Below are 23,324 nucleotides of genomic sequence, written 5' to 3'. Positions count from 1 at the left end.
GAAAATGTCTATCCAAAACCGTTATGAATTTGTCTATTTCTTTGATGTAACCAATGGCAACCCCAACGGCGATCCCGATGCCGGTAATCTGCCGCGTTTGGATCCCGAATCCAGCAAGGGGCTGGTAACCGATGTCTGCCTGAAACGCAAGATTCGCAACTATATCGAACTGGCGAATCCCAACCAACCCGGCTATGAAATCTACGTCAAAGATAAAGGCGTATTAAACCTGCAAAACAAACGCGCTTATGAAGCACTAGGCATTGAATCCGAGGCGAAAAAATTGCCGAAAGATGAAGCCAAAGCGCACGACATCACCGCATGGATGTGCAAAAACTTCTTTGACATCCGCAGCTTCGGTGCGGTGATGACCACCGAAGTGAACAGCGGCCAGGTACGCGGACCGGTACAATTGGCATTCGCCCAATCCATCGACCCTATTATTCCGCTGGAAATTTCGATTACTCGCATGGCGGTAACCAATGAAAAAGATTTGGAAAAAGAACGCACTATGGGGCGTAAATACATCGTCCCCTACGCCCTTTACCGCGTACACGGCTTTATTTCCGCTCATCTTGCCGCCAAAACCGGCTTTGGCGATGACGACCTAAAACAACTGTGGGACGCATTGAAACTCATGTTTGAACACGACCGCTCTGCCGCACGCGGCGAAATGGCAGCACGCAAACTGATTGTGTTCAAACACGACAGCATGTTGGGCAGCGAACCTGCACACAAATTATTTGATGCAGTAAAAGTCGAACGCATCCATGGCACAAGCGGCACACCCGCCGCCGCATTCAGCGACTACAAAATCAGCGTGGATTCAGCAAGCTTAAATGGGATCAATGTAGAAGAATTGTTGTAATGGCAGTTGCCGATTTGTTTGATGCGGCGAATAATCGCTTGTTTTCCAATGTATCGCTTGGCAACGATCACCGTATTATTTCCCTTTCCGCTCTGCAACACTACGCTTTCTGCCCGCGTCAATGTGCGTTGATTCACAACGAACAGGCGTGGGCGGAGAACGTTTTGACTGCACAGGGGCGGGTGTTGCACGAGCGGGTGGATGCGGGCGAGCCGGAAACACGCAAGGGTGTGCGTTTTGAACGCAGCATGCATGTGTCGGCGGAAAAATTGGGGGTATCGGGCGTATTGGATATGGTGGAACATGATTTGGTTTCAGGTAGCCTGAAACCAGTGGAATACAAACGCGGCAAGCCCAAAACCGAGCCGTTTGACGAAATCCAGCTTTGCGCCCAAGCCTTGTGTCTGGAAGAAATGACCGGACAGGCGGTAACGGAGGGTGCCTTGTGGTACGGGCAAACCCGCCACCGTGTGCCGATCGTGTTTTCAGACGGCATCAGACAACAAACGCTGAACATTATCGCCGCTGTACGCGAACTGCTGCAAAACGGCACCACCCCGCCACCCGCCTACGGCAAACGCTGCAAAGCCTGTTCGCTGCTGGATTTGTGTCAGCCGAAGGTGTTGGAAAGGGATAGGTCAAAGCGGTATATTTTAGATTTATTTGGAGAATAATCTATGTCAAATTATGATGATAAAAAGCAGATTTATAATTTTAATAGTTACATTGAAGAATTAAAAAATATAGGTAATGAAATTTTAGCATTAAAAGATGAATTTCAAAATTTAACATTAGATATGTCTGATAATATCAATTATGTATCTAAAGTATTTTCAATGAGGCAATTTGAACAACTTCAAGCAATGTTTGATTTAAATGATAATGAAAGCATTATTCTCATTGCTCGTAGCATGTTTGAAGGCTCTGTTTATCTAAGTGCTTTTCTTAAAGACAAAAAATTAATCAATGATTGGAGAAATTATAGTTATGTGGTTGATAAAAAGAGATTCGATGAATTAAAAGAAAAGGAAGAAGAAATTCCTGAAGAAGTAAGAGAAAAATTAGAGAGTAAAGAGTGTAAAAAAATTATTGCAGGTTTTAATAATAAAAGAAGTTGGAAAAAAGACAAGAGTATTAAAGAGCTGGCAAAAATTGCAGAATTAACCCATTTTTATGAAATATATTATGATTTAATGTCTGATTATCATCATTTTGGGACAAAGTCTTTTGGAATTCGTTATAAATGTGGAGATCTTAATGTAATCAGATTGGATACAGCTGAAATTAAATTAGAAAGTTTAAATGCTTGGTGTCTAGCTATTTCATCAGTTTTACTGTCATTAAAAATATTAAGTATGGAAACTAGTTTATTTCCAAAAATTGAACTTCTTTATGAAGAAATAACAAACTTACCATTTGTAAAAATAACATCAATTAATTATAAAATTTAAATGTTGAGCTTATGAAAAAACTACAAAACACCCTCTACATCACCACACAGGGAACCTATCTGCATAAAGAACGTGAAACGCTGGTTGTGGAGCAGGAGCGTAAAAAAGTGGCGCAGTTGCCGGTGCATTCCATCGGGCATATTTTTTGTTTCGGTAATGTGCTGGTGTCGCCGTTTTTAATGGGGTTTTGCGGCGAGAATAATGTCAATCTGGCGTTTTTTACCGAGAACGGGCGTTATTTGGGACGGTTGCAGGGGCGGCAGAGCGGGAATATTTTGCTGCGGCGGGCGCAGTATCGGCTGTCGGAAACGAATCCCGTGCCGATTGCGTGGCATATTATTGCGGCGAAGATTCAGGCGAGTAAGCGGGTGTTGCAGCGGTATTTGCGCAATTACGGCGAGAATTCGGCGGTGCAGGCGGCGGTTGTCGGTTTGAACAGCGGTTTGCAGCAGTTGAAACACGCACAGGATTTGGAGCGGGTACGCGGGATTGAGGGCGAGGCGGCAGCACGTTATTTCAGTGTGTTTCAATATCTGATTGCGGAGAAAAGCGGTTTTGCCTTTGACGGACGCAACCGCCGTCCCCCGCGTGACGGGGTGAATGCACTGCTTTCTTTTTTATACAGTATTTTGGGCAGGGACATCAGTGGCGCGCTGCAAGGCGTGGGCTTGGATCCGCAGGCGGGTTTTCTGCATGCCGACCGCCCGGGACGCGACAGTCTGGCACAGGATATTTTGGAGGAGTTCCGTGCGTGGTGGGCGGACAGGCTGGCGTTGAGCCTGATTAACCGCGGGCAGATTAAGCCGCAGGATTTTGTCAGCGAGAGCAGCGGTGCGGTAACGCTGAAAGCCGAGGCGCGCAAGCTGTTGTTTCAAAGTCTGCAAGCGAAAAAGCAGGAGAAGATTGTGCATCCGTTTTTGCAGGAAGAGGTGGAAATCGGGCTGCTGCCGTATATTCAGGCGATGCTGCTTGCCCGCCATTTGCGCGGCGATTTGGCGGAATATCCGCCGTTTTTGATGCGTTAAGTGCTGCAAAGTGCGGTCGGAATTTTGCGTGTTTTGGGAGAGGGCGATTTATGCTGATGTTGATTACTTATGATGTGTCTTTTGAAACGGCGGGCGGGGAGCGCCGCTTGCGCCGTATTGCCAAACATTGCTTGGATTACGGCGTGCGGGCACAATATTCGGTGTTTGAATGCGATGTTACGCCTGATCAGTGGGTGGTATTAAAAGCGAAACTGCTGGATACGTATGACCCCGAATGCGACAGTCTGCGGTTCTACCATCTCGGCAGCAAATGGCGGCACAAGGTGGAACATCACGGTGCCAAAGCGGCGGCGGATGTTTTTAAGGATACGCTGATTGTGTGATCGCTAACCCATGGTTCTCATCAAAACGGTGGGAGGTTGGCGATTTGGTTTGTTCTTTAAAAATCAGGAAATTAGATAGTATGATGTAGTGAAAAAGTTATGTTATACTTATTTTACACTCTCATCGGGAACGATTAGCGAATTAGGGCTGTGAAAGCCTTATGTTGCAAGGGTTCCCAAAGAGGGTGCAGCCGCCCACGGGTGGCTGTGTGTTGAAACAAGATAGAGCGGTAGATCCTGTATGGACTTACACGCAGCCGCCCACGGGCGGCTGTGTGTTGAAACCGAATTGACACAGATAAGAAAGATTTTGTTGCGAGCAGCCGCCCACGGGCGGCTGTGTGTTGAAACGAATGATAGATCTTTTAAGTCTGTTGCTTCTTGTTGCAGCCGCCCACGGGCGGCTGTGTGTTGAAACTCTATCACTCGCCAAACCATTATCAATGACGATAGCAGCCGCCCACGGGCGGCTGTGTGTTGAAACCGTTTATAGGTTAGGGGGCGTTATGTCAATTACAGGCAGCCGCCCACGGGCGGCTGTGTGTTGAAACTTCGTCTGGCGGTAATTCTAGCGGGAGTTCTGATGCAGCCGCCCACGGGCGGCTGTGTGTTGAAACGAGACGAAAACGGCAAGGCAATTTTAGATGACGGCAGCCGCCCACGGGCGGCTGTGTGTTGAAACGATTTTTACGCTGTGGAACTCAACCCAATCACCTAGCAGCCGCCCACGGGCGGCTGTGTGTTGAAACAACATCAATCACGTTAGGTTTAGGCGTAACGTTAAGCAGCCGCCCACGGGCGGCTGTGTGTTGAAACTGTGCGTTCTGGTGATGTGATTATTCTGGCAGGTGCAGCCGCCCACGGGCGGCTGTGTGTTGAAACCATCTAGCAGTAGAATACGATGCTGATCTAAGTCAGCAGCCGCCTACGGGCGGCTGTGTGTTGAAACGTTGCCGTCATTTTAATCGTGATACCAAATAAAGCAGCCGCCCACGGGTGGCTGTATATTAAACCTTACACAGTGATTGATTCAATGGTTGTTTTAGCAACTGCTTACAGTTGGATATTTGTATTAATAAAATTATCTAGCAATCTTATCCACCCAATCAAATAATTCATCTAGATCATAATCACCAGCGTGTCCTACCCCCCAAGGTAAAGCATAATCCACATTCTTACCTGACATTTTGAGTTTCACGGCTAACATTGCTGAAATAGCGTGAGAAGTGTCGTAATCTTCTGATCCTACACGAATACGCCAGTGTTGAGCTGCTTTATCGTTATCCGTATAATTCATGGCATTGAGTAATTTGATGTTTTCATCTTTAGCCATGCCGCCTTTTATGGTACTATTTTTTAGGCTATAGGGGGTGAAATGTAAGGTTTGTACTGTTTCTGTACCAAATTCATCATTTTCGCCTGAGCTTAAATCTAAGGCATCGAAAGCTGGTGGTGATTTCATGCGAGCTTTGTTGGTGACAAATTCCGTTAAATTCACCGCACTTACGATGCCATTTGCGTAGCTTAATCCTTTATATTTTTCTACAAAGGCTTTTTTCTCATCGGTATTCAAACCACTTAATGTTTGGTTAGCCGATAGTACTAACGCATTTTCCACGTAAGTACGGAAAGAACCGTTTCCGTCTTTATCTAAGGTTAAAGCATTGCTTTTTTCATCTTTTAACTGCAAACTATTCAAATAATCAGGGAATTGGGCTTTTAAATCATTGGAAATTTTAATTTCATCTGCACTAAGTTCCCCCTCAATCGTGGCTTGTTTCATTGAACGGTCGTTAAAGGTTTTTGCGTCAAGTTTGCTCATATCCATACGACTATAATGATGTAAACCATTAAATTCCCATTCGTAAGCCGTATCTGCATTTTCTAAATTGGTAATTGGGCAGTAAGCGGATACAGCAAAAATGGCATCACTGGCGTTAACTGCTCCCATTTCTTTTAATAATTTTGCGTAATCTGCACTGTCGCCACTAGCCCCGAGTAACGCCGACATTGCTCCACCTGCACTGGTGCCGTTAGAAATAATTTTATTGGCATCACCGACCATTTTGTCATCATTAGCATGTAAATAACGTACTGCGGCTTTTAAATCTAAGATAACGGCAGGTGCTTTACCTGTATAGGTGTTTCCCTGTTTTAATGTGCGTCCTCTAGCTCCCACGCTGGCGACCACATAACCACGTTCAAGTGCGGTGAGAATTGTACTAGTTTTTCCACCCATACCTGACTGACTTGCGGCAGCTGCGGTAGCTGGCATATAGCCACCGATCGCATTAGGTAAGAAAATTGGAGCAGTTTTTGCGTTGTAACCGTTGATTTCACCGTTCTGGTAATATTCTTCAGGTACGTAGAAATTTAAGGTTTGATATTCTGGTTCAACTGGGTTAGCTACATAAACGATTTTTTCATAGGCACGATAAGTAATTTTTTTACCATTTATTTCGGTGGTTACTGTGGTGTAATTTTTGTCATTAAAATCAAGACTATAACCATTCTCAGTTTTGTTTGCATAAGGCAAATCTGCTAAAGGATTTTTGTTCATTGCTGGTGCTGCCAATACTTGAGAGGCTAAACCAGTAGCTAAAAGTGCGGTGCTAATTTTTGATAATTTCATTTTTTTCTCCAACTAAAAATGTAACGGAACGAGTCGATTATCATTATTTTGTGTTATGGTACAAGTACCGTTTTGGTATGTTGCTTATACCATATTCTTAAGATGCTATTTTGACTTTGTTCGGTAACATAAGTTCTTATGCTTTTCGCCATGTCGTACCAGCAACACCATCTTCCAGAATAATTCCCATTGCGGTTAATTGATTTCTTGCGTTATCTGCGGTTGCCCAATCTTTTGCTGCTCGAGCATCATTGCGTTGTTTGATTAAGGCTTCAATTTTTACTACATCATCATTTGCATTATTACCTTGCAAAAAGATTTCAGGATCCTGTTGTAATAAACCTAATACATCAGCCAGTTGTTTTAGTCGAGTGGCAAGTTGGTTGGCTTTTTCCCGATCTTCTGCTTTTAATTTATTGATTTCACGGGCTAATTCGAATAATACCGCTAATGCACCAGGGGTATTAAAATCATCATTCATAGCTTCTTTGAATGTGGTAACATATTGATCTTCTGCATCAATCTCAACATTCACATCACAACCACGTAATGCTGTGTAAAGACGTTCTAACGCTTTACGAGCTAAACCAATGTTTTCTTCGCTATAGTCTAATAGGCTGCGATATTGTGCAGTCAGAAAGAAATAACGCACGCTTTCGCTGTCGTATTTACTTAAAATATCCCGAATGGTAAAGAAATTATTGAGAGATTTTGACATTTTTTCTTCGTTAATCGTCAACATACCTGTGTGCAACCAATAATTTACGTAATCGCCATCGTGAGCGCAGCAGGATTGAGCGATTTCATTTTCGTGATGTGGAAACATTAAATCTGATCCACCACCATGAATATCAAAATGATTGCCGAGTTCTTTACTGTTCATGGCGGAACATTCAATATGCCAACCAGGGCGACCTTTACCCCAAGGGCTATCCCAACTTGGTTCGTTCGGTTTAGACATTTTCCACAATACAAAATCCATTGGATTACGTTTCACCGATTTAATTTCAACCCTTGCTCCTGCCTGTAATTGTTCTAAATTTTGACGAGATAAACGACCATAGTTTTGGTAGCTTCCTACATCAAACATGACATCACCGTCTTCGGCAATATAGGCATGTTTACGATCAAGCAGGCTTTGTACCATGGCAATAATTTCGTTGATATGTTGGGTCGCTCGTGGCTCGACATCTGGGCGTAAAATAGCCAACGCATCAAAATCTTGGTGCATTTCGTTAATCATACGATCGACTAATTCATCGCATGTTTCGTGATTTTCTAACGCACGTTTAATGATCTTATCATCTACATCGGTGATATTACGTACATAACGCACGTTATAACCAAGGTAACGCAAATAACGCACAATAACATCAAAAGACACAAAAGTGCGACCATGTCCAAAATGACATAAATCGTAAACCGTTACGCCACAGACATACATACCGATTTGATTCGGATTAATAGGTTGAAAAACGTTTTTTTCTCGAGTTAGGGTATTGAAAATTTTTAACATAACAAATTCCAAAGGTAGAGTGCGAGCTAACGCATCATAAAATATCTTTTAGAAAATGGTGCATTGATACACACCTTGTATAAACTTAACCATAGCATTAACCTCGCTTTTATGGAATAATGCCAAGCTATAATCTTAGCTATTTTTATAAGGAAAACACAATGATTACATTACACACCAATTTGGGCGACATCAAAATTGCATTAGATTTTGATAAAGCACCAATCACCGCAAAAAATTTTGAAGATTATTGTAAATCAGGTTTCTATAATAACACAATTTTCCATCGTGTTATTGATGGATTTATGATTCAAGGCGGTGGTATGGAAAGTGGTTTACGTGAAAAAGCCACCAATGCACCAATCAAAAACGAAGCAAATAATGGTTTAAGCAATAAACGAGGCACTATTGCCATGGCTCGTACCAGCGATCCACATTCTGCTACTGCACAATTTTTTATTAATGTAGCAGATAATACTTTCTTGGATTATCGTTCGAAACAGATGTTTGAGAAAGAAGTGGTGCAAGAATGGGGTTATACGGTGTTTGGCGAAGTGGTTGATGGCATGGACGTAGTGGATAAAATCAAAGGCGTTAAAACAGGCAACGCTGGTTTTCACCAAGATGTACCGAAAGAAGATGTAGTGATTATTTCGGTGACGGTTTCCGCCTAGCACTGACGTACTAGGTTAAGCATGGTAATGATGCTCCGCATCTTATGTGGATTATCGCCCCAGAGGGGCATGATTTGTATAACCCCGTACGTAAGTGCGGGGGTAGGCAAAATAGATAAAATATGTTTTTTGACACCCACACCCATCTTGATTATTTACAACAAACTACAGGCGAAACGCTGGAAAATTTAGTGCAGAACGCCAAACAGGCGGACGTGCAAAAAATCCTGATTGTGGCAGTATCACAGCAGAATTTTAAAATTATCGAAAAAATCACCGCACTTTATCCCAATCAGTTTTATTATGGGTTAGGATTACACCCCCTCTATATTCAGCAACATACCGAATCAGATTTAGAACTGTTAAATCAACGTCTTGCTAATCGTCCACGCCATTTTACTGCGGTAGCAGAAATCGGTTTAGAGCGAGCTATTCCTGAATTATTAGAAGATTCATTGTGGCGAAAACAATGTGATTTTTTGGAGGCACAACTGCAATTTGCCAAACAATATGCTTTACCCGTGAATTTACATAGTCGCCAATCCCACGATCAACTCTTTTCTTTTTTAAAACGTATTCAGTTGTCAAAGTGCGGTGTAATTCATGGTTTTTCTGGCAGTTATGAGCAAGCAAAACGTTTTGTGGATCTTGGTTATAAAATTGGCGTAGGTGGAACGATTACTTATAATCGAGCCAATAAAACACGTCAAACTATTGCTAAATTGCCATTAGATTGCCTATTATTAGAAACCGATAGCCCTGATATGCCGATTTATGGTTATCAAGGACAACCGAATCGACCTGAGCGAATCGTGCAAGTATTTGAGCATTTATGTAATTTGAGAAAAGAAAGTGCCGATATTATTCAGCACAGGATTTGGGATAATTCAGTAGCGTTATTTGCGAATATCTGAAATAGAAAAAGTCAGGAGATTTCCTGACTTTTTTATTCGTATTTCTTTGTTATTTATTTAGCAGGTTTAGCATGTTCTTGTGCTGGTTTTGGAGCAAGAATCTGATAAAGTTTTTCACGAACTTGTTGTAATTCTTGAGCTGATGCTGCTAATTTTTGATATGTTGCATTTAATTGTTGTTTTTCTTCTTCAGTTGGTTGTTTACCTTGTACTAAATAACCAAAAGATTCATTCACAAAAATGACGGATAAGGCTAAATTTTCTTTTGCTTTATCTTTTAATAAATTCACGTTGGTATCTTTAAGACCAAGGTTATCAGCGTCAGCTAAAACTTCGTTTGCTTTGTCTGTAAGTTGTTTCAAAGCATTTTTAATTTTTGTTGGATCTTTACTTTCAGACGCTTTTTTTAGCACTTCTTGTGGGTCTTTTAATATTGCAATTTGTTTTGCATCCCAGTCTAAGAATTTTCTTACATCATCAATATTTTGTTCATTAACATTCAATGTTACTTGATGACTTTGAGGATTTTGGGTTGTTTGTTGTGCATTTTCAGCTGGTTTATCACAAGCGGTTAAGAATAAAGCAAATAATGATACTGCAGTGATTTTAGTAAATTTATTCATTAAAAATAGTCCTATGGAAAGTAAAAATAACCTTAATAACGAGGCTGTATGTTAATATAGATGCGGTATTGTATTCTTAATAAGGCACTTATTTCAAGTATTGGTTCAATCGTTTTATCTAACTGGCTATTTTTTGAACGACTGATTTGCATAAATTTATGCGTAATTTTTCTACATCTTGACAAGTTTTGATTAATTCAAAAACATCTGAAGCCTGTGGATATTCTTTTTTTAGATATTGTAACCATTGTTTAATGCGAGCGACATGATAGAACCCAGTATCATGGCGATTTTCCATTTGAGCATATTTTTGCAGGATTGGCATAATTTCTGTCCAACTTAACTTGGCATGATTATGTTTTAATACCAAACTCAAATTCGGAATATTCAACGCCCCTCGCCCGATCATCAAGTCTTGGCAACCTGTTATCTGCAAACAATTCTGTCCGTCTTGATAATGCCAGATTTCACCATTGGCAATCACTGGAATCGTGAGTTTTGCACGAATTTCCCCGATTTTCTGCCAGTTAATTCGATCGGCTCGATAGCCATCGGCTTTGGTTCGACCGTGAATGGTGATCTCGTTTGCTCCACCTTGTTGAACGGCATCAGCAATTTCAAAGGCTTGTGAAATATCGTCCCAACCTAACCGCACTTTGACGCTAACAGGCAAATGTTTTGGTACTGCCTGACGTAATGCTTGTGTAGCCTGATAAATTAATTCAGGGCTTTTCAGTAAACTGGCACCACCTTGGCTACCATTCACGGTTTTTGAGGGACAACCACAATTTAAATCCACACCATACGAACCTAATGCAATGGCACGCTCTGCATTTTCTGCTAACCATTGAGGAAATTGCCCTAGTAATTGCACACGTACAAGTGTGCCTGATGGTGTTCTTCCATTATTTTGTAGTTCAGGTGCAAGGCGATAGAAAACTTTGTTTGGTAGAAGTTGATCAACTACACGTACAAATTCAGATATACATAAATCGTAGTCGTTAATGTCAGTAAGAAGTTGGCGGACTAAAGGATCAAGTACGCCCTGCATAGGTGCTAGAATAACTCGCAACTATTTCCAACCCTTGGATTTACAAATTAAATCATAAGCAGCCTGAATTTGTTGAGCTTTTTCTTTTGCCATTTCGAGCATTTCTTTTGGCAAGCCTTTAGACACTAATTTATCAGGGTGATTTTCATTCATTAAACGGCGATAGGCACGTTTAACGGTTTGTTGATCATCAGTGGTATTCACGCCTAATACTTTATAGGCATCATCTACAGTGGGACCATTTGATTGATGACCATAATTACCACCATGATAGCTACCTTGTTGATAATCATTTTGATAGCGTTGTTGATATTGCTGATAGGCTTGCTGATAGAAACCACCGCTAGAGAATTGACGGCGAGCCATTTCCATCATAATCATTTGTTCAAATTGTAAGGAGGACAAACCTAATTCTTCTGCTACGATACGTAACACTTCTTTTTCATTTTGGTGTAATGTGTCATCAGCAAAAGCGGTTTGTACTTGCACGCTCAGAAACATTCGCAATAAATCAGCACGTTGTCCGCAACCTAAACGAAATTCACGGATCACTTGACGTAATGGGAAATCTGCTTCTTTACCTCGATTAAAGGCTTGTTGGGCTAAACGGCGATTGGTTTCATCAAGCTGTAATTGTGCCATTAGGTTTGTGGCAAGTTGAATATCTTCTTGGGTAACTTGTCCTTTTGATTTAGATAAATGTCCCATTACCGCAAACGTAGTTTGCATAAATAGGGCTTGCCGAGTAAGTTTTTTACCAAAAAATGATGAACTCACTGAACCTAATTCATATAGTTTTTTGTCCATCCAGTGACCAATCATTGCACCTGCAATGCCACCGAACAACCCTGCAAGTCTGTAGCCAATAAAAAAGCCTAAAATTTTACCGATAAAATTCATTGTGATATTAATTCCTTAAATTGTAATATTAATTCCTTAAACAATACTTAAAATTGCGGTGATTTTGTTCATTAGATTGTGATTTTTGGCAAAAATTCAACCGCACTTTTTAATTTTTTATTCAAACCAAATCAAACTCGCCATTCGCCCTGTTTTACCTTCACGACGATAAGAGAAAAAATCTTGTGTTTCATGGTAAGTGCAATGTTCACCGCCGTTTATATTTACAATACCGAGCTTATTTAAACGTTGTGTTGCCAGTTGGTAAAGATCACCAAAATATTTGCTTGGATTGGCAGGATCTGGGGCAAATGCGGAAATGGCTTGCGGATCTTGTGCCACAAATTGATCAACCACTTCTTGTCCAACTTGAAATGCTTTTGCTCCAATAGCTGGGGCGAACCATACCATAATGTCTTGTGGATCTGATTTAAAACATTGTACCGTTTGTTCTATAATGCCATCACACAAACCTCGCCAACCAGCATGAGCAGCGGCGACTTCTGTGCCTTGCTGGTTGGTAAATAATAGGGGTAAACAATCCGCTGTCATGACTAAACAAACGTGATTTTTCTGATTTGTATAAACCGCATCTGCATTAATATCTACACCATGATAAGGCAAACGAATTACCTTTGTGCTGTGAGTTTGATTTAAAAATAACGGAAATTGTGGCAAACCTAGTTGTTCAGTTAATAAAGTGCGGTTATTTTTCACCGCAGTTTTATCATCTCCCACATGATCGCCTAAGTTAAAACTATCATAAGGTGCCATACTAAAACCCCCCTGACGAGTTGTGCTAAACCCTCGCACATTATTTGGAGCTTGCCATGTAGGGGAAAGTGCGGTGATTTTTTTAGTATTTTTTTCACTCATATTAGCCATTCCATTTTAATAATCTAATTCGTCTTTATGGAGTTGATAATCCGCTTTTAAGGCATTAATTAAGTATACAAAATCCTCTGGTAACGGTGCGTGCCATTCCATTATTTCTCGGCTAATCGGGTGTTCTAAACGCAACATTACTGCATGCAAGGCTTGACGTTGGAAATTACGTAGCACGGCACTAAATTCAGGCGTAGCATTTTTCGGTGGACGCGGTCGTCCGCCATAGGTTTGATCGCCTAACAATGGGTGAGCAATATATGCCATGTGTACACGAATTTGGTGGGTTCTGCCTGTTTCTAAACGTAAACGCAAGCGAGTGTAATTACGAAAATGTTCCATAATACGATAATGTGTAACGGCGGGTTTTCCTAGCGGATGCACCGCCATTAGGGTGCGTTTAGTCGGGTGGCGAGCCATCGGTTGATCGACTTTTCCCCCTTTGGTCATCACGCCGAATGCTATGGCTTCATATTCACGAGTAATTTTACGTTTTTGTAAATCACGTACTAGTTGAGTTTGGGCTGGAATAGTTTTAGCGACTACCATTAAACCTGTAGTGTCTTTATCTAAACGATGCACAATGCCTGCACGTGGTACTTCGGTAATTTGCGGATAATGATAGAGTAGAGCATTTAACACTGTACCGCTAGGATTACCAGCCCCAGGGTGTACAACAAAATCTTGAGGTTTATTAATCACTAAAATATCATCATCTTCATATACAATATTTAACGGCAGATTTTCTGGTAAATAATGGGTTTCATCTTCTACTTCTACGTTAATTTCGATTTGTTCACCACCTAGCATTTTACTCCTAGGTATATTCACAATCTGACCATTCACTAACACACAATCGCTTTCAATCCATATTTTTAAACGTGAGCGTGAATAATCGGGGAACAATTCCGCTAAGGTTTGGTCTAAACGTTGTCCCATTTGCTCAGGCTGAATTTCAGCTGATAGAGTAATCTGTTTGGTATTTTGTATCATAAAAAATAAAATTCCGTGAATTATTTTGTAATGTCAGATAGAATATGACGGATATGACAGATATTGTACATTAAGATGACATTTTTACATAGAAAAGGATTATTAGGCTATGCGTAAATTAAAATCGCTAACACTGATTGCGTTAACTGCTTTGGCAATTTCTGCTTGTTCTAGCAATAAAACCGTTGAACAAGCATCTGAGCAAGAATTGTTTAATATGGCTCAGACTTATACTCAAGATGGAAGTTATAGTGATGCAATGCGTTATTTTGATGCGTTAGATACTCGTTTCCCCGGCAGTAGCTATAGCGAACAGGCTAAATTAAATATTATTTATGCAGCTTATAAAACTCAAGATTATACTAAAGCACTCACTACGGCGGATAGTTTCTTACGTACTTTCCCAAATAGTCAGCATACTGATTATGTGTTGTATATGGCAGCGTTAACCAATACGTCAATGGGTGATAATTTTATGCAAGATTTCTTTGGGATTGATCGTTCAACCCGAGAAAGTACATCAATGAAAACAGCATTTAGCAATTTTCAAACTTTGGTAACGCACTTTCCGAATAGCCAATATACGCCAGATGCTTTAGCTCGTATGGCTTATATTAAGGACCATTTAGCTCGTCATGAATTAGAGATTGCTAAGTTTTACGCAGAACGTAAGGCGTGGGTGGCTGTGGCAAATCGGATAACAGGAATGTTGAGAACTTATCCTGATACTCAAGCCACTTTGAATGCCTTACCATTGATGCAAAAGGCTTATCACGAATTAGGCTTAACCCAGTTGGAACAGCAAGCGGCTGCATTGGTTAAGGCTAACGAAGGTAAACAAATACAAGCAGCTAAAAAACCAGATGAACCATTTTTAAGTTTGCCATCGTGGTTGAAGTTTGGTAGTGATAAAACTGAGTAATTTAGTATCTAAGATAAATAAAAGGACGCTTCAAGCGTCCTTTTAAAGTTTAATGTTCTGATATGTTAAGAACGTTTCATTATTTCAAAAAATTCTTCGTTGGTTTTAGCTACCATTAATTTATCAATGAGGAATTCCATAGCGTCCACTTCCCCCATTGGGTTAAGAATTTTACGTAAAATCCACATTTTTTGTAGCTCATCTGGTGTGGTGAGCAAGTCTTCTTTACGTGTACCTGAACGGTTGAAATCAATCGCTGGGAATACTCGTCTTTCAGCAATTTTACGCGAAAGATGTAGTTCCATATTCCCTGTTCCTTTAAATTCTTCGAAGATCACTTCGTCCATTTTAGAGCCAGTATCTACTAATGCAGTGGCAATAATCGTTAAGCTACCGCCTTCTTCTACGTTACGAGCCGCCCCAAAGAAACGTTTTGGACGGTGTAGGGCATTGGCATCTACACCACCAGATAAAATTTTACCAGAGGCTGGCGTAACGGTATTATAAGCACGAGCTAAACGAGTGATACTATCTAATAAAATGACCACATCTTTTTTGTGTTCCACGGAACGTTTGGCTTTCTCAATAACCATTTCAGCCACCTGAACATGGCGTGTTGCAGGTTCATCAAAGGTCGATGCAATCACTTCACCACGTACCGTACGTTGCATTTCGGTCACTTCTTCTGGACGTTCGTCAATCAGCAATACGATCAATTCACATTCTGGGTAATTATGGGTGATACTTTGAGCGATATTTTGTAATAGAACAGTTTTACCTGCTTTTGGTGGAGCCACAATCAGACCACGTTGTCCTTTACCGATTGGGGAAGCTAAATCTAAAATTCGAGCGGTTAGGTCTTCGGTTGAACCGTTACCACGTTCCATTCGTAAACGTGAGTTGGCATGTAATGGGGTTAAGTTTTCAAACAGGATTTTACTACGGGAAACTTCAGGCTTGTCATCATTGACTTGGTCAACTTTAAGTAGGGCAAAATAACGTTCACCTTCTTTCGGTGGGCGAATTTTTCCTTCTACTTTATCCCCCGTTTGTAAGTTAAACCGACGAATTTGGCTTGGAGAAACGTATATATCGTCAGGACCAGCTAAGTAAGAACTGTCAGCGGAACGTAGGAAACCAAAGCCGTCAGGTAAAATTTCTAAAATACCGCCACCGAAAATATCTTCACCACTTTTAGCGTGTTGTTTAAGGATAGCGAAAACGATGTCTTGTTTGCGTAAACGAGCTAAATTTTCTAAGCCCATTTGACCTTCACCCAGTTCAACTAAGGTTGATACTGGCGTATTTTTAAGTTCTGTTAAGTGCATAATTTTAATTATAGATTTGAGTAAATGAATAGTTATGAGTTGACAATGTTGCCATTAGGTGGCGTTAAAGTATCATTAATTTATTGTATTGTCTAGTATTCAATGAGAAAAGCATTAAAGAATGTAAGAGAATTAGTAATCAGACGATAAAGTGCGGTGGTTTTTTGGGAATTTTTGCATATTGTGCTATGCTAACAAGAATTTTTACTAGAATGACATCCATTATGACAACAAACCATTTATCTCAGCAACGTTTTGCTGATCTTCCATTGAATCCACAAGTATTGCAAGCGTTACAAAGTAAAGGATTTGAATATTGCACACCGATTCAGGCGTTATCTTTGCCAATTACTTTGCAAGGTAAAGATGTGGCAGGGCAAGCCCAAACAGGGACAGGTAAAACCATGGCATTTTTAACTGCCACCTTTCACCATTTATTAGAAAAGCCAATCACATCTAGCTCAAATCAACCTAGAGCTTTAATTCTTGCTCCAACACGTGAATTAGCCGTACAGATTGCCCATGATGCAGAATTGTTGCAAAAAACGACAGGATTAAAGACTGCACTTGCTTATGGTGGTGACGGTTATGATAAACAATTAAAAGCCATTGAACAGGGCGTGGATATTTTAATTGGTACGACTGGGCGAGTGATTGATTATGTTAAACAAGGCATTATTAGCTTAAATGCCATTCAAGTGGTGGTGTTAGATGAAGCGGATCGCATGTTCGATCTGGGTTTTATTAAAGATATTCGTTATTTGTTGCGTAAGTGTCCAAGTTCACAGCAACGTTTAACCATGTTGTTTTCTGCGACCTTATCTTATAAAGTGCGTGAGTTAGCCTTTGAAGATATGAATGATCCGGAATACGTGGAAATTGAGCCATTACAAAAAACAGGTCATCGTATTAAGGAAGAATTATTTTATCCGTCTAATCAGGATAAAATGGCATTATTATTAACCTTATTAGAAGAAGAATGGCCTGAGCGTTGCATTATTTTCGCCAATACCAAACACAAATGTGAAGATATTTGGGGGTATTTAGTGGCAGATGGTCATCGTGTGGCATTATTGACTGGTGATGTAGCTCAGAAAAAGCGTTTAAGTTTGTTAAAACAATTTACTGATGGGGAGCTGGATATTTTAGTAGCGACAGATGTGGCAGCCCGTGGTTTACATATTGCGGATGTTACCCATGTATTTAACTATGATTTACCAGATGATTGCGAAGACTATGTGCATCGTATCGGACGTACTGGGCGAGCGGGAGAGAGTGGCGTTTCGATTAGTTTTGCTTGTGAGCAATATGCCATGAATTTACCTGCTATTGAAGAATATATTGGGCATAGTATTCCTGTCAGCCAATATGATCCAACTTCATTAATTCAAGATTTACCACGACCAGTACGAGTGAAACGGAATAGTCCGCCGAATAATCGTAGTCGTAGTAAACCAAAAAATAAGTTGGGTAAGCGTTAGTCATTTAACAATGAACGTTAGGCAAGAATATCAAAAGTAGTCTTATGATAAAGATTGCTAAAATCTAACATGAAGATAATTAAACTTTTTATTTCTATTTAAATGAATTATTTTCTTCATTTAAAAATATGCCCATTCCAGCTTTAATATTTTTCACTAAAATGACAGGATCTAACTGTTTATTTGTGGTTAATAGGTATTCCAAAATAGTGGTACCTAAATTGGAGAAAATAGCGGCTTGAAGTTGGATATCAATTTCTTTGTCGCTGTGATTTTGTTTTGACGCAACTTCAATAAATTTATCTTTAAAGCGGTTTTGGATATCCTGTTTTAAATTAAAATGACGAGTGTTAATTTTTAGCATGGTGGCTATGGTTGCTTGATTTTTCTCATAAATTGGGGACACTAGTCGAGCAAATTCATCAAGTGGGTGGTTAAAACGTTGTTGCAAGAGTGGTAACACAACGTCTTGCTTAAATTTCTCGGCAATCTGTACGGCTAGGGCTTCTTTATTTAGATAGTGTTTGTAGAATGTGGTACGATTGATATTAGCTCTATCAATAATTTCTTGTACGGTGAAATCTTCATATTCCTTTTCCGACAACAATTCTAAAAAAGTGCGGTGTAAAAGTTCTCTTGTTCTTGTGATGCGGCGATCTTCTTTTTTTTCAATCATTAAAATATCCCTAAATTTGCTTTACTGTTTATAGCAAAATACCCTATAAAATAATCAACTATTTTAATTGTTTTGTTGTTTTAATCAACTTATTTCGTTTTTTTGTATTATTAACCAACTTTTTATCGTTTATTATCGGTTGCATATTCATTGTATTGAAATTAATATGCAATAGTCTGTTTTTTAAACATTTTAAAAGGAAACAAAATGAAAAAATTTCTTGTACTCGTGATTATTGCTGCTATTGCAGGTGGAGCTTACTATTATACTCAACAAGGTAAAAGCACCAGCCTTAACGGAATAGCTTCAGTGAACGGACGTTTGGAGTTGGAACGTCTTGATGTGGCAACGCTTTATTCAGGACGTGTGGAAGAGGTGTTTGTCAAAGAAGGCGATAATGTGACTAAAGATCAAGAATTGGTTCGTCTTTCATCAACCACTTCTCAAAGCAAAGTAGATGCGGCACAGGCTCAAATTGCTTATCAAGAACAACAAGTCGCATTGGCTCAAATTGATTTAGACAATGCTTTAAAACTTCGTCGTGGCAATTTAGTAGCTCAAACCGAAGTGGATAATAAACAAGCAAAATTGAATGCAGCATTAGCAGCAGTTGAGCAAGCGAAAGCTCAAGAACGTGAAGTGGCTGCACAAAATGTAGATATGATGGTTAAATCACCGATCAACGGTCGTGTAGAATACAAAATCGCAGAACCAGGTAATGTGCTAGGTGTTGGTGGTAAGGTAATGAGCATATTAGATCTTTCAGATGTATATATGAACGTGTTCCTACCTTCTTATCAATCAAACCTTGTCAGAATCGGTGATGAAGCTCGGATTAAAATTGACGGTACGGATTATATATTCCCTGCAACGATTACCTATGTAGCGGCAGATGCACAATTTACACCGAAATCGGTAGAAACCGAAGAAGAACGTTCTAAATTAGTATTTAAAGTAAAACTACAGGTTCCTGTGGATGTAGCAGCTAAATATGCAAGCCTGCTGAAAGGCGGTATGACAGCTATGGGTTATGTGAAATATGATGCTCAATCTAGCTGGGCAGATAGCCTATCAGTTAAATTACCTGAATAATAAAGGTGCATAACGATGACGGAACTCGCAGTTAAAGTAAGCGACCTGTATCACCAATACGGCAAAGCCAAATCGCCGACTCTGGCGGTAAACGGTGTAAACCTTGAAATTCCGAGGGGTAGAACCGTGGGGCTGATTGGTCCTGATGGTGTAGGGAAATCCACCATGCTGTCGGTGATTGCAGGAGCGAAAATCCTGCAAAAAGGCGAAGTGTTGGTATTCGGCAAAAATATTGCGGATAAAAAAAGCCGTGAAGAACTTACGCACAAAATCGCTTTTATGCCACAAGGGTTGGGTAAAAACCTTTATCTTACTCTTTCTATTTATGACAACGTGGAATTCCACGCCAAAATGTTCGGCTTAACCGCTAAAGAACGGAAAGCTCGCATTGCTCGTTTACTAAAAGCAACGGGACTTTCGCCGTTTGCGGATCGCCCAGCGGGTAAACTGTCGGGCGGTATGAAACAAAAGCTCAGTCTTTGCTGTGCTTTGGTACATGATCCTGATTTATTGATTTTGGACGAGCCTACCACAGGGGTGGATCCGCTTTCCCGCCGTCAATTCTGGCAGTTAGTGAACAATCTGCGTCAAGAAAATCCAGGAATGACGGTAATCGTAGCAACCGCTTATATTGATGAAGCGGAGAACTTTGAGTATGTATTGGCAATGGATGATGGCAAAATTATTGCTGATTGTCCGACCAAACAACTGATTGCCGATACCAATAGCGAAAATCTTGAACAAGCCTATATTCGCACCTTGCCCGAGGAAAAACGGGGGGCGGTGGACGGTCTGTCTATTCCGCCGTTGCAGACTTTCCCGAATGAAGCCCCAGCGATTGAGGCTCATAACTTAACCAAAAAATTTGGTAATTTTACCTCGGTAAATGATGTTAGTTTTACCATTCCAAAAGGTGAAATATTTGGTTTCTTAGGCTCGAACGGTTGTGGTAAATCTACCACCATGAAAATGTTGACAGGGCTGCTTGAACCGACTTCGGGAACAGCGACTTTGCTTGGTCAGTCCATTGATGCGAACGATATTAACACACGTAAGAAAGTGGGTTATATGACCCAGTCATTTTCCATGTATGAAGAACTGACCGTACGTGAAAACTTAGATTTACATGCGAAGCTGTTCCAAATTCCAAAAGCTCAATGGAAAGAATACACCGATAATGCGATGAAGCAGTTCGATTTATATGATCTTGCCGAGGTACGCCCAAGCGAATTACCGCTCGGTATTCGTCAGCGTTTGCAGTTGGCAGCAGCCTGTTTGCATAAGCCTGAAGTGTTGATTTTGGACGAACCGACATCGGGTGTTGACCCTGCGGCACGTGATATGTTCTGGGAATATTTGATCAAACTGTCCCGTGATGATCGTATTACTATTTTCGTCACCACCCATTTTATGAACGAAGCTGCCCGCTGCGACCGTATCTCGTTAATGCACGCTGGTCGGGTGCTGGCGGTGGGATCGCCTGAAGAATTACGTATCGGAAAAGGTTGCAACACCCTTGAAGAAGCCTTTATTCGTTATTTGGAAGAGCAAGCGGACGATATTACTGCACCAAGTGATGAGAATGAGGTGAAAACTGCGGTGCAAAATCAGGAAAAATCTGCTAATACACAAGCGAATCCGTTCTTAAACTGGTTTGATATTATTTGGACTTTCGCCAGTCGTGAAATGAAAGAATTAAGCCGAGATCATATTCGTATGTTCTTCGCTTTATTCGGTCCAGTGGTGATCCTGTTGTCCATGGCAAGCAGTATTTCTTTTGATATTAACCCGACTAATTTCACTGTGTTGGATAGAGATAATACTCAACTTTCCCGTAAATTGATTGAAACCTTTGAAGGCTCAAGTTATTTTATTCGGCAAAATAATGATATTCATGAAACGCACGAAATTAACCCAACCATTCAAAGACATATATCTAAATTAGTGATCGAAATTCCTGATGGCTTTGGTGAGAAATTGCTGAGAGGGCAATCTCCCGAAGTGAGCCTGATTATAGACGGTGCTTATCCATCAACGGCAGAGAACTTGGTAAGTTCGGCAGCAGGAGTGGTGAATCAATTTAATCGTGAATTGATGATTGAAGACGGAGCAACTATTAACAGTACTTCCGTAGCGGAAATACGTATGATGTATAACCAAGACTTCAAGAGTATTTTTGCCATGACTCCGGGCATTATCATGCTTGCCATGATGATGATTCCACCAATGATGACGGCATTAAGCGTGGTGCGTGAAAAAGAAATGGGGACGATCATGAACTTGTATGGTTCGCCAGCAACCAAGTTCCAATTCTTATTTGGTAAGCAAATTCCTTATGTGGTGATTGCTTTTGCCAGTTACTTGCTGATGGTTGCCACGGCGATATTTATCTTTAAGGTACCGATCAAAGGCTCGGCGTGGGCAATGTTCTTGGGTTGTTTCTTAGGGGTTATTACCTCCACAGGCTTTGGTCTGGTGGTATCAAGTATCACAAAATCTCAAGTTGCTGCTATCTTTTCCGCAGCGATTATTGCAATCGTACCGACTATGAACTTCTCAGGTATGATGTTCCCAACTTCACGTTTGGACGGTAACACCTTGATTGTATCAAAGATTTTCGCAGGTTCGTGGTTCCAGCAAATCAGTCTGGGTGGCTTCACTAAAGGGTTGGGCTTTGCTGATTTCACTAATAGTTATATTGCCTTAATCGTGATTTATGTCGCTTATATGGCTCTTGCCACACTCGGCTTGAAAAAACAGGAGAAATAAATGTTACGTTGGTTAAAAAATGTGGGTTATCTCATGTTTAAAGAACTCAAAAGCCTGTTCAGTGATATTGTGATGATTATCCTTGCTATTTATATGTTTTCGGCAGCGATTTTAGTGGTATCTAATATGGGAATGACCGATGTGAAAAACGGTTCGGTGGCAATTATTGACTACGACCAATCAACTCTTTCGCACCGTATGCGAGATGCTTTGATTATGCCTTACTTCAAAAAGGTGCATGAAGTCAGTCCGAAAGAGATTGACCGAGAAATGGATCTCGGCAACTACACTTTCGTGGCAGAGTTTCCACCGAATTATGAAAAGGATATGCTTAAAGGCGATAATCCACAGGTGCAGGTGTTAGTAGATGCCACCGCCATTACCCAAGCGGGCATTGGTTCAGGCTATATCAGCCAAATCTTTACTCAAGAAGTGAATGAATTTATGGGTAATACTGGTAGCATAGCGACACCAATTAAAGTGGTCAATAATGTGCTATATAATCCGAACCATAGTTCAAAATGGTTTATGGCGACAACCCAAAATATGACTAATCTTGCCTTATTAGCATTAATGTTAGTGGGATCGGCGATTATCCGTGAAAAGGAACGTGGCACCTTAGAACACTTACTTGTCATGCCAATCGGTTCAAGTGAAATTGCCATGGCGAAAGTATTTGCCAACGGTTTGGTATTACTGGTGATTTCAATGCTATCAATACGTTTTATTACCGTAGGGATTTTAGGAGCTCCCATTCCAACCGAACAAATTGCACTATTTGGTTTGGGCGTGTTGGTATTTTTATTCTCCATTGCATCTTTGGGGATTATGCTTGCCGTATCAGCACCTACTATGCCACAGTTCGGTTTACTTTGTCTTCCGATTTATTTAATTATGAACATGCTTTCGGGGGCGCAATCACCTGTTGAAAATATGCCAGAGTTGGCTCAAAAGCTGACCCAATTCTCACCATTGACTATCTTAGCCGCTTATGGTCAAGATGTGTTATTCCGTGGAGCAGGACTTAATATTGTATGGCCGTATTTAGCAAAAATGGCAGCTTTAGGTGCTGTATTCTTAGGGGTAGCATTGGCACAATTTAAATCAATGTTATCGAAACAAGGTTAATCATGGATTGCGTGTAAACGCACCATCTAAAAATAAATAGCGTAACGGTACG

Annotated in this window: 21 protein-coding genes and 1 CRISPR repeat array; of the genes, 12 read left to right on the top strand and 9 right to left on the bottom strand. The window is 40.6% G+C overall.

Going from position 1 to position 23,324, the window contains the following annotated elements:
- The first annotated feature begins 4 nt into the window (after window positions 1–4).
- Genes cas7c through cas2 form a run of 5 tightly spaced genes read left to right on the top strand, consistent with a single transcriptional unit; the run spans window position 5 to window position 3,688 of the window.
- Complete coding sequence (gene cas7c / locus O1Q80_RS09980; protein WP_386694826.1) at window positions 5–868, top strand: type I-C CRISPR-associated protein Cas7/Csd2; 864 nt, start codon at window positions 5–7, stop codon at window positions 866–868.
- On the top strand, window positions 868–1,542 hold the full coding sequence (gene cas4 / locus O1Q80_RS09975) for a CRISPR-associated protein Cas4 (protein WP_386694824.1): 675 nt from the start codon (window positions 868–870) through the stop codon (window positions 1,540–1,542). The genes cas7c and cas4 overlap by 1 nt, the downstream gene beginning before the upstream one ends.
- Window positions 1,543–1,545: 3 nt before the next feature.
- Entirely contained in the window at window positions 1,546–2,319 is a 774-nt protein-coding gene (locus O1Q80_RS09970; RefSeq protein ID WP_386694823.1) for a DUF5677 domain-containing protein, read from the top strand.
- A gap of 11 nt (window positions 2,320–2,330) precedes the next feature.
- Window positions 2,331–3,344, top strand: a complete 1,014-nt coding sequence (gene cas1c, locus O1Q80_RS09965) for a type I-C CRISPR-associated endonuclease Cas1c (RefSeq protein ID WP_386694822.1) — start codon at window positions 2,331–2,333, stop codon at window positions 3,342–3,344.
- A gap of 50 nt (window positions 3,345–3,394) precedes the next feature.
- Window positions 3,395–3,688, top strand: coding sequence for a CRISPR-associated endonuclease Cas2 (cas2, locus tag O1Q80_RS09960; RefSeq protein ID WP_386694820.1), 294 nt, complete (start codon window positions 3,395–3,397; stop codon window positions 3,686–3,688).
- A 187-nt stretch (window positions 3,689–3,875) separates the two neighbouring features.
- A CRISPR array of direct repeats spans window positions 3,876–4,702; the repeat unit is 32 nt; unit sequence GCAGCCGCCCACGGGCGGCTGTGTGTTGAAAC.
- A gap of 67 nt (window positions 4,703–4,769) precedes the next feature.
- Here the strand turns inward: cas2 and O1Q80_RS09955 are convergent.
- Both O1Q80_RS09955 and cysS read right to left on the bottom strand, forming a co-directional pair.
- Window positions 4,770–6,320, bottom strand: coding sequence for a subtype B tannase (locus tag O1Q80_RS09955; RefSeq protein WP_386694818.1), 1,551 nt, complete (start codon window positions 6,318–6,320; stop codon window positions 4,770–4,772).
- 136 nt (window positions 6,321–6,456) lie between these two features.
- Window positions 6,457–7,836 (bottom strand): cysteine--tRNA ligase, encoded by a 1,380-nt coding sequence (gene cysS, locus O1Q80_RS09950; RefSeq protein WP_386694816.1) that lies wholly within the window; start codon window positions 7,834–7,836, stop codon window positions 6,457–6,459.
- Window positions 7,837–7,997: 161 nt separating this feature from the next.
- Here cysS and O1Q80_RS09945 point away from each other — a divergent pair, with 161 nt between their 5' ends.
- Both O1Q80_RS09945 and O1Q80_RS09940 read left to right on the top strand, forming a co-directional pair.
- Window positions 7,998–8,510 carry a peptidylprolyl isomerase gene (locus O1Q80_RS09945; RefSeq protein ID WP_386694814.1) on the top strand — a complete coding sequence of 171 codons (513 nt, stop codon included), beginning with the start codon at window positions 7,998–8,000 and terminating at the stop codon, window positions 8,508–8,510.
- A gap of 122 nt (window positions 8,511–8,632) precedes the next feature.
- A complete protein-coding gene (locus O1Q80_RS09940; protein WP_386694812.1) occupies window positions 8,633–9,424 on the top strand; it encodes a TatD family hydrolase in 792 nt (263 codons plus the stop codon).
- Window positions 9,425–9,477: 53 nt separating this feature from the next.
- Here O1Q80_RS09940 and O1Q80_RS09935 read toward each other — a convergent pair whose 3' ends face one another.
- The 5 genes from O1Q80_RS09935 to rluD form a co-directional block, all read right to left on the bottom strand.
- On the bottom strand, window positions 9,478–10,047 hold the full coding sequence (locus O1Q80_RS09935; protein WP_386694811.1) for a lipoprotein HlpB: 570 nt from the start codon (window positions 10,045–10,047) through the stop codon (window positions 9,478–9,480).
- A 118-nt stretch (window positions 10,048–10,165) separates the two neighbouring features.
- Window positions 10,166–11,119: a tRNA dihydrouridine(16) synthase DusC gene (dusC, locus tag O1Q80_RS09930; RefSeq protein WP_386694809.1), complete on the bottom strand. Its 954-nt coding sequence runs from the start codon at window positions 11,117–11,119 to the stop codon at window positions 10,166–10,168.
- Window positions 11,120–11,998, bottom strand: coding sequence for a co-chaperone DjlA (gene djlA / locus O1Q80_RS09925; protein WP_386687449.1), 879 nt, complete (start codon window positions 11,996–11,998; stop codon window positions 11,120–11,122). It lies immediately after the preceding gene.
- 117 nt (window positions 11,999–12,115) lie between these two features.
- Entirely contained in the window at window positions 12,116–12,874 is a 759-nt protein-coding gene (gene pgeF / locus O1Q80_RS09920) for a peptidoglycan editing factor PgeF (protein ID WP_386694808.1), read from the bottom strand.
- Between the two features lie 15 nt (window positions 12,875–12,889).
- A complete protein-coding gene (gene rluD / locus O1Q80_RS09915) occupies window positions 12,890–13,876 on the bottom strand; it encodes a 23S rRNA pseudouridine(1911/1915/1917) synthase RluD (protein WP_386694807.1) in 987 nt (328 codons plus the stop codon).
- Window positions 13,877–13,985: 109 nt separating this feature from the next.
- Here rluD and O1Q80_RS09910 point away from each other — a divergent pair, with 109 nt between their 5' ends.
- The gene (locus tag O1Q80_RS09910; RefSeq protein ID WP_386694806.1) at window positions 13,986–14,798 is read left to right on the top strand and encodes an outer membrane protein assembly factor BamD; all 813 of its coding nucleotides are present in this window, start codon (window positions 13,986–13,988) and stop codon (window positions 14,796–14,798) included.
- Window positions 14,799–14,863: 65 nt separating this feature from the next.
- Here O1Q80_RS09910 and rho read toward each other — a convergent pair whose 3' ends face one another.
- The gene (rho, locus tag O1Q80_RS09905) at window positions 14,864–16,126 is read right to left on the bottom strand and encodes a transcription termination factor Rho (protein WP_386687441.1); all 1,263 of its coding nucleotides are present in this window, start codon (window positions 16,124–16,126) and stop codon (window positions 14,864–14,866) included.
- 224 nt (window positions 16,127–16,350) lie between these two features.
- On the opposite strand from rho, the gene rhlB reads away from it, so the two are divergent.
- Window positions 16,351–17,607, top strand: a complete 1,257-nt coding sequence (gene rhlB / locus O1Q80_RS09900) for an ATP-dependent RNA helicase RhlB (RefSeq protein ID WP_386687439.1) — start codon at window positions 16,351–16,353, stop codon at window positions 17,605–17,607.
- 94 nt (window positions 17,608–17,701) lie between these two features.
- Here the strand turns inward: rhlB and O1Q80_RS09895 are convergent, their stop codons facing one another.
- A complete protein-coding gene (locus tag O1Q80_RS09895; RefSeq protein ID WP_386687437.1) occupies window positions 17,702–18,283 on the bottom strand; it encodes a TetR/AcrR family transcriptional regulator in 582 nt (193 codons plus the stop codon).
- Between the two features lie 207 nt (window positions 18,284–18,490).
- Here O1Q80_RS09895 and O1Q80_RS09890 point away from each other — a divergent pair, with 207 nt between their 5' ends.
- From O1Q80_RS09890 to O1Q80_RS09880, 3 genes are read left to right on the top strand one after another with little or no spacing between them, the layout of a single operon-like run.
- Window positions 18,491–19,375 (top strand): HlyD family secretion protein, encoded by an 885-nt coding sequence (locus tag O1Q80_RS09890; protein WP_386694805.1) that lies wholly within the window; start codon window positions 18,491–18,493, stop codon window positions 19,373–19,375.
- A 15-nt stretch (window positions 19,376–19,390) separates the two neighbouring features.
- Complete coding sequence (gene rbbA / locus O1Q80_RS09885) at window positions 19,391–22,144, top strand: ribosome-associated ATPase/putative transporter RbbA (protein WP_386694804.1); 2,754 nt, start codon at window positions 19,391–19,393, stop codon at window positions 22,142–22,144.
- Window positions 22,145–23,272, top strand: coding sequence for an ABC transporter permease (locus O1Q80_RS09880; RefSeq protein WP_386691182.1), 1,128 nt, complete (start codon window positions 22,145–22,147; stop codon window positions 23,270–23,272).
- Window positions 23,273–23,324: the final 52 nt, after the last annotated feature.

It is taken from the genome of Lonepinella sp. MS14435 (genome assembly GCF_042485795.1).
Classification (GTDB): Bacteria; Pseudomonadota; Gammaproteobacteria; order Enterobacterales; family Pasteurellaceae; genus Lonepinella.
Note: the sequence above shows the minus strand (reverse complement) of the source record. Positions and strands in the feature narration are given on the sequence as shown.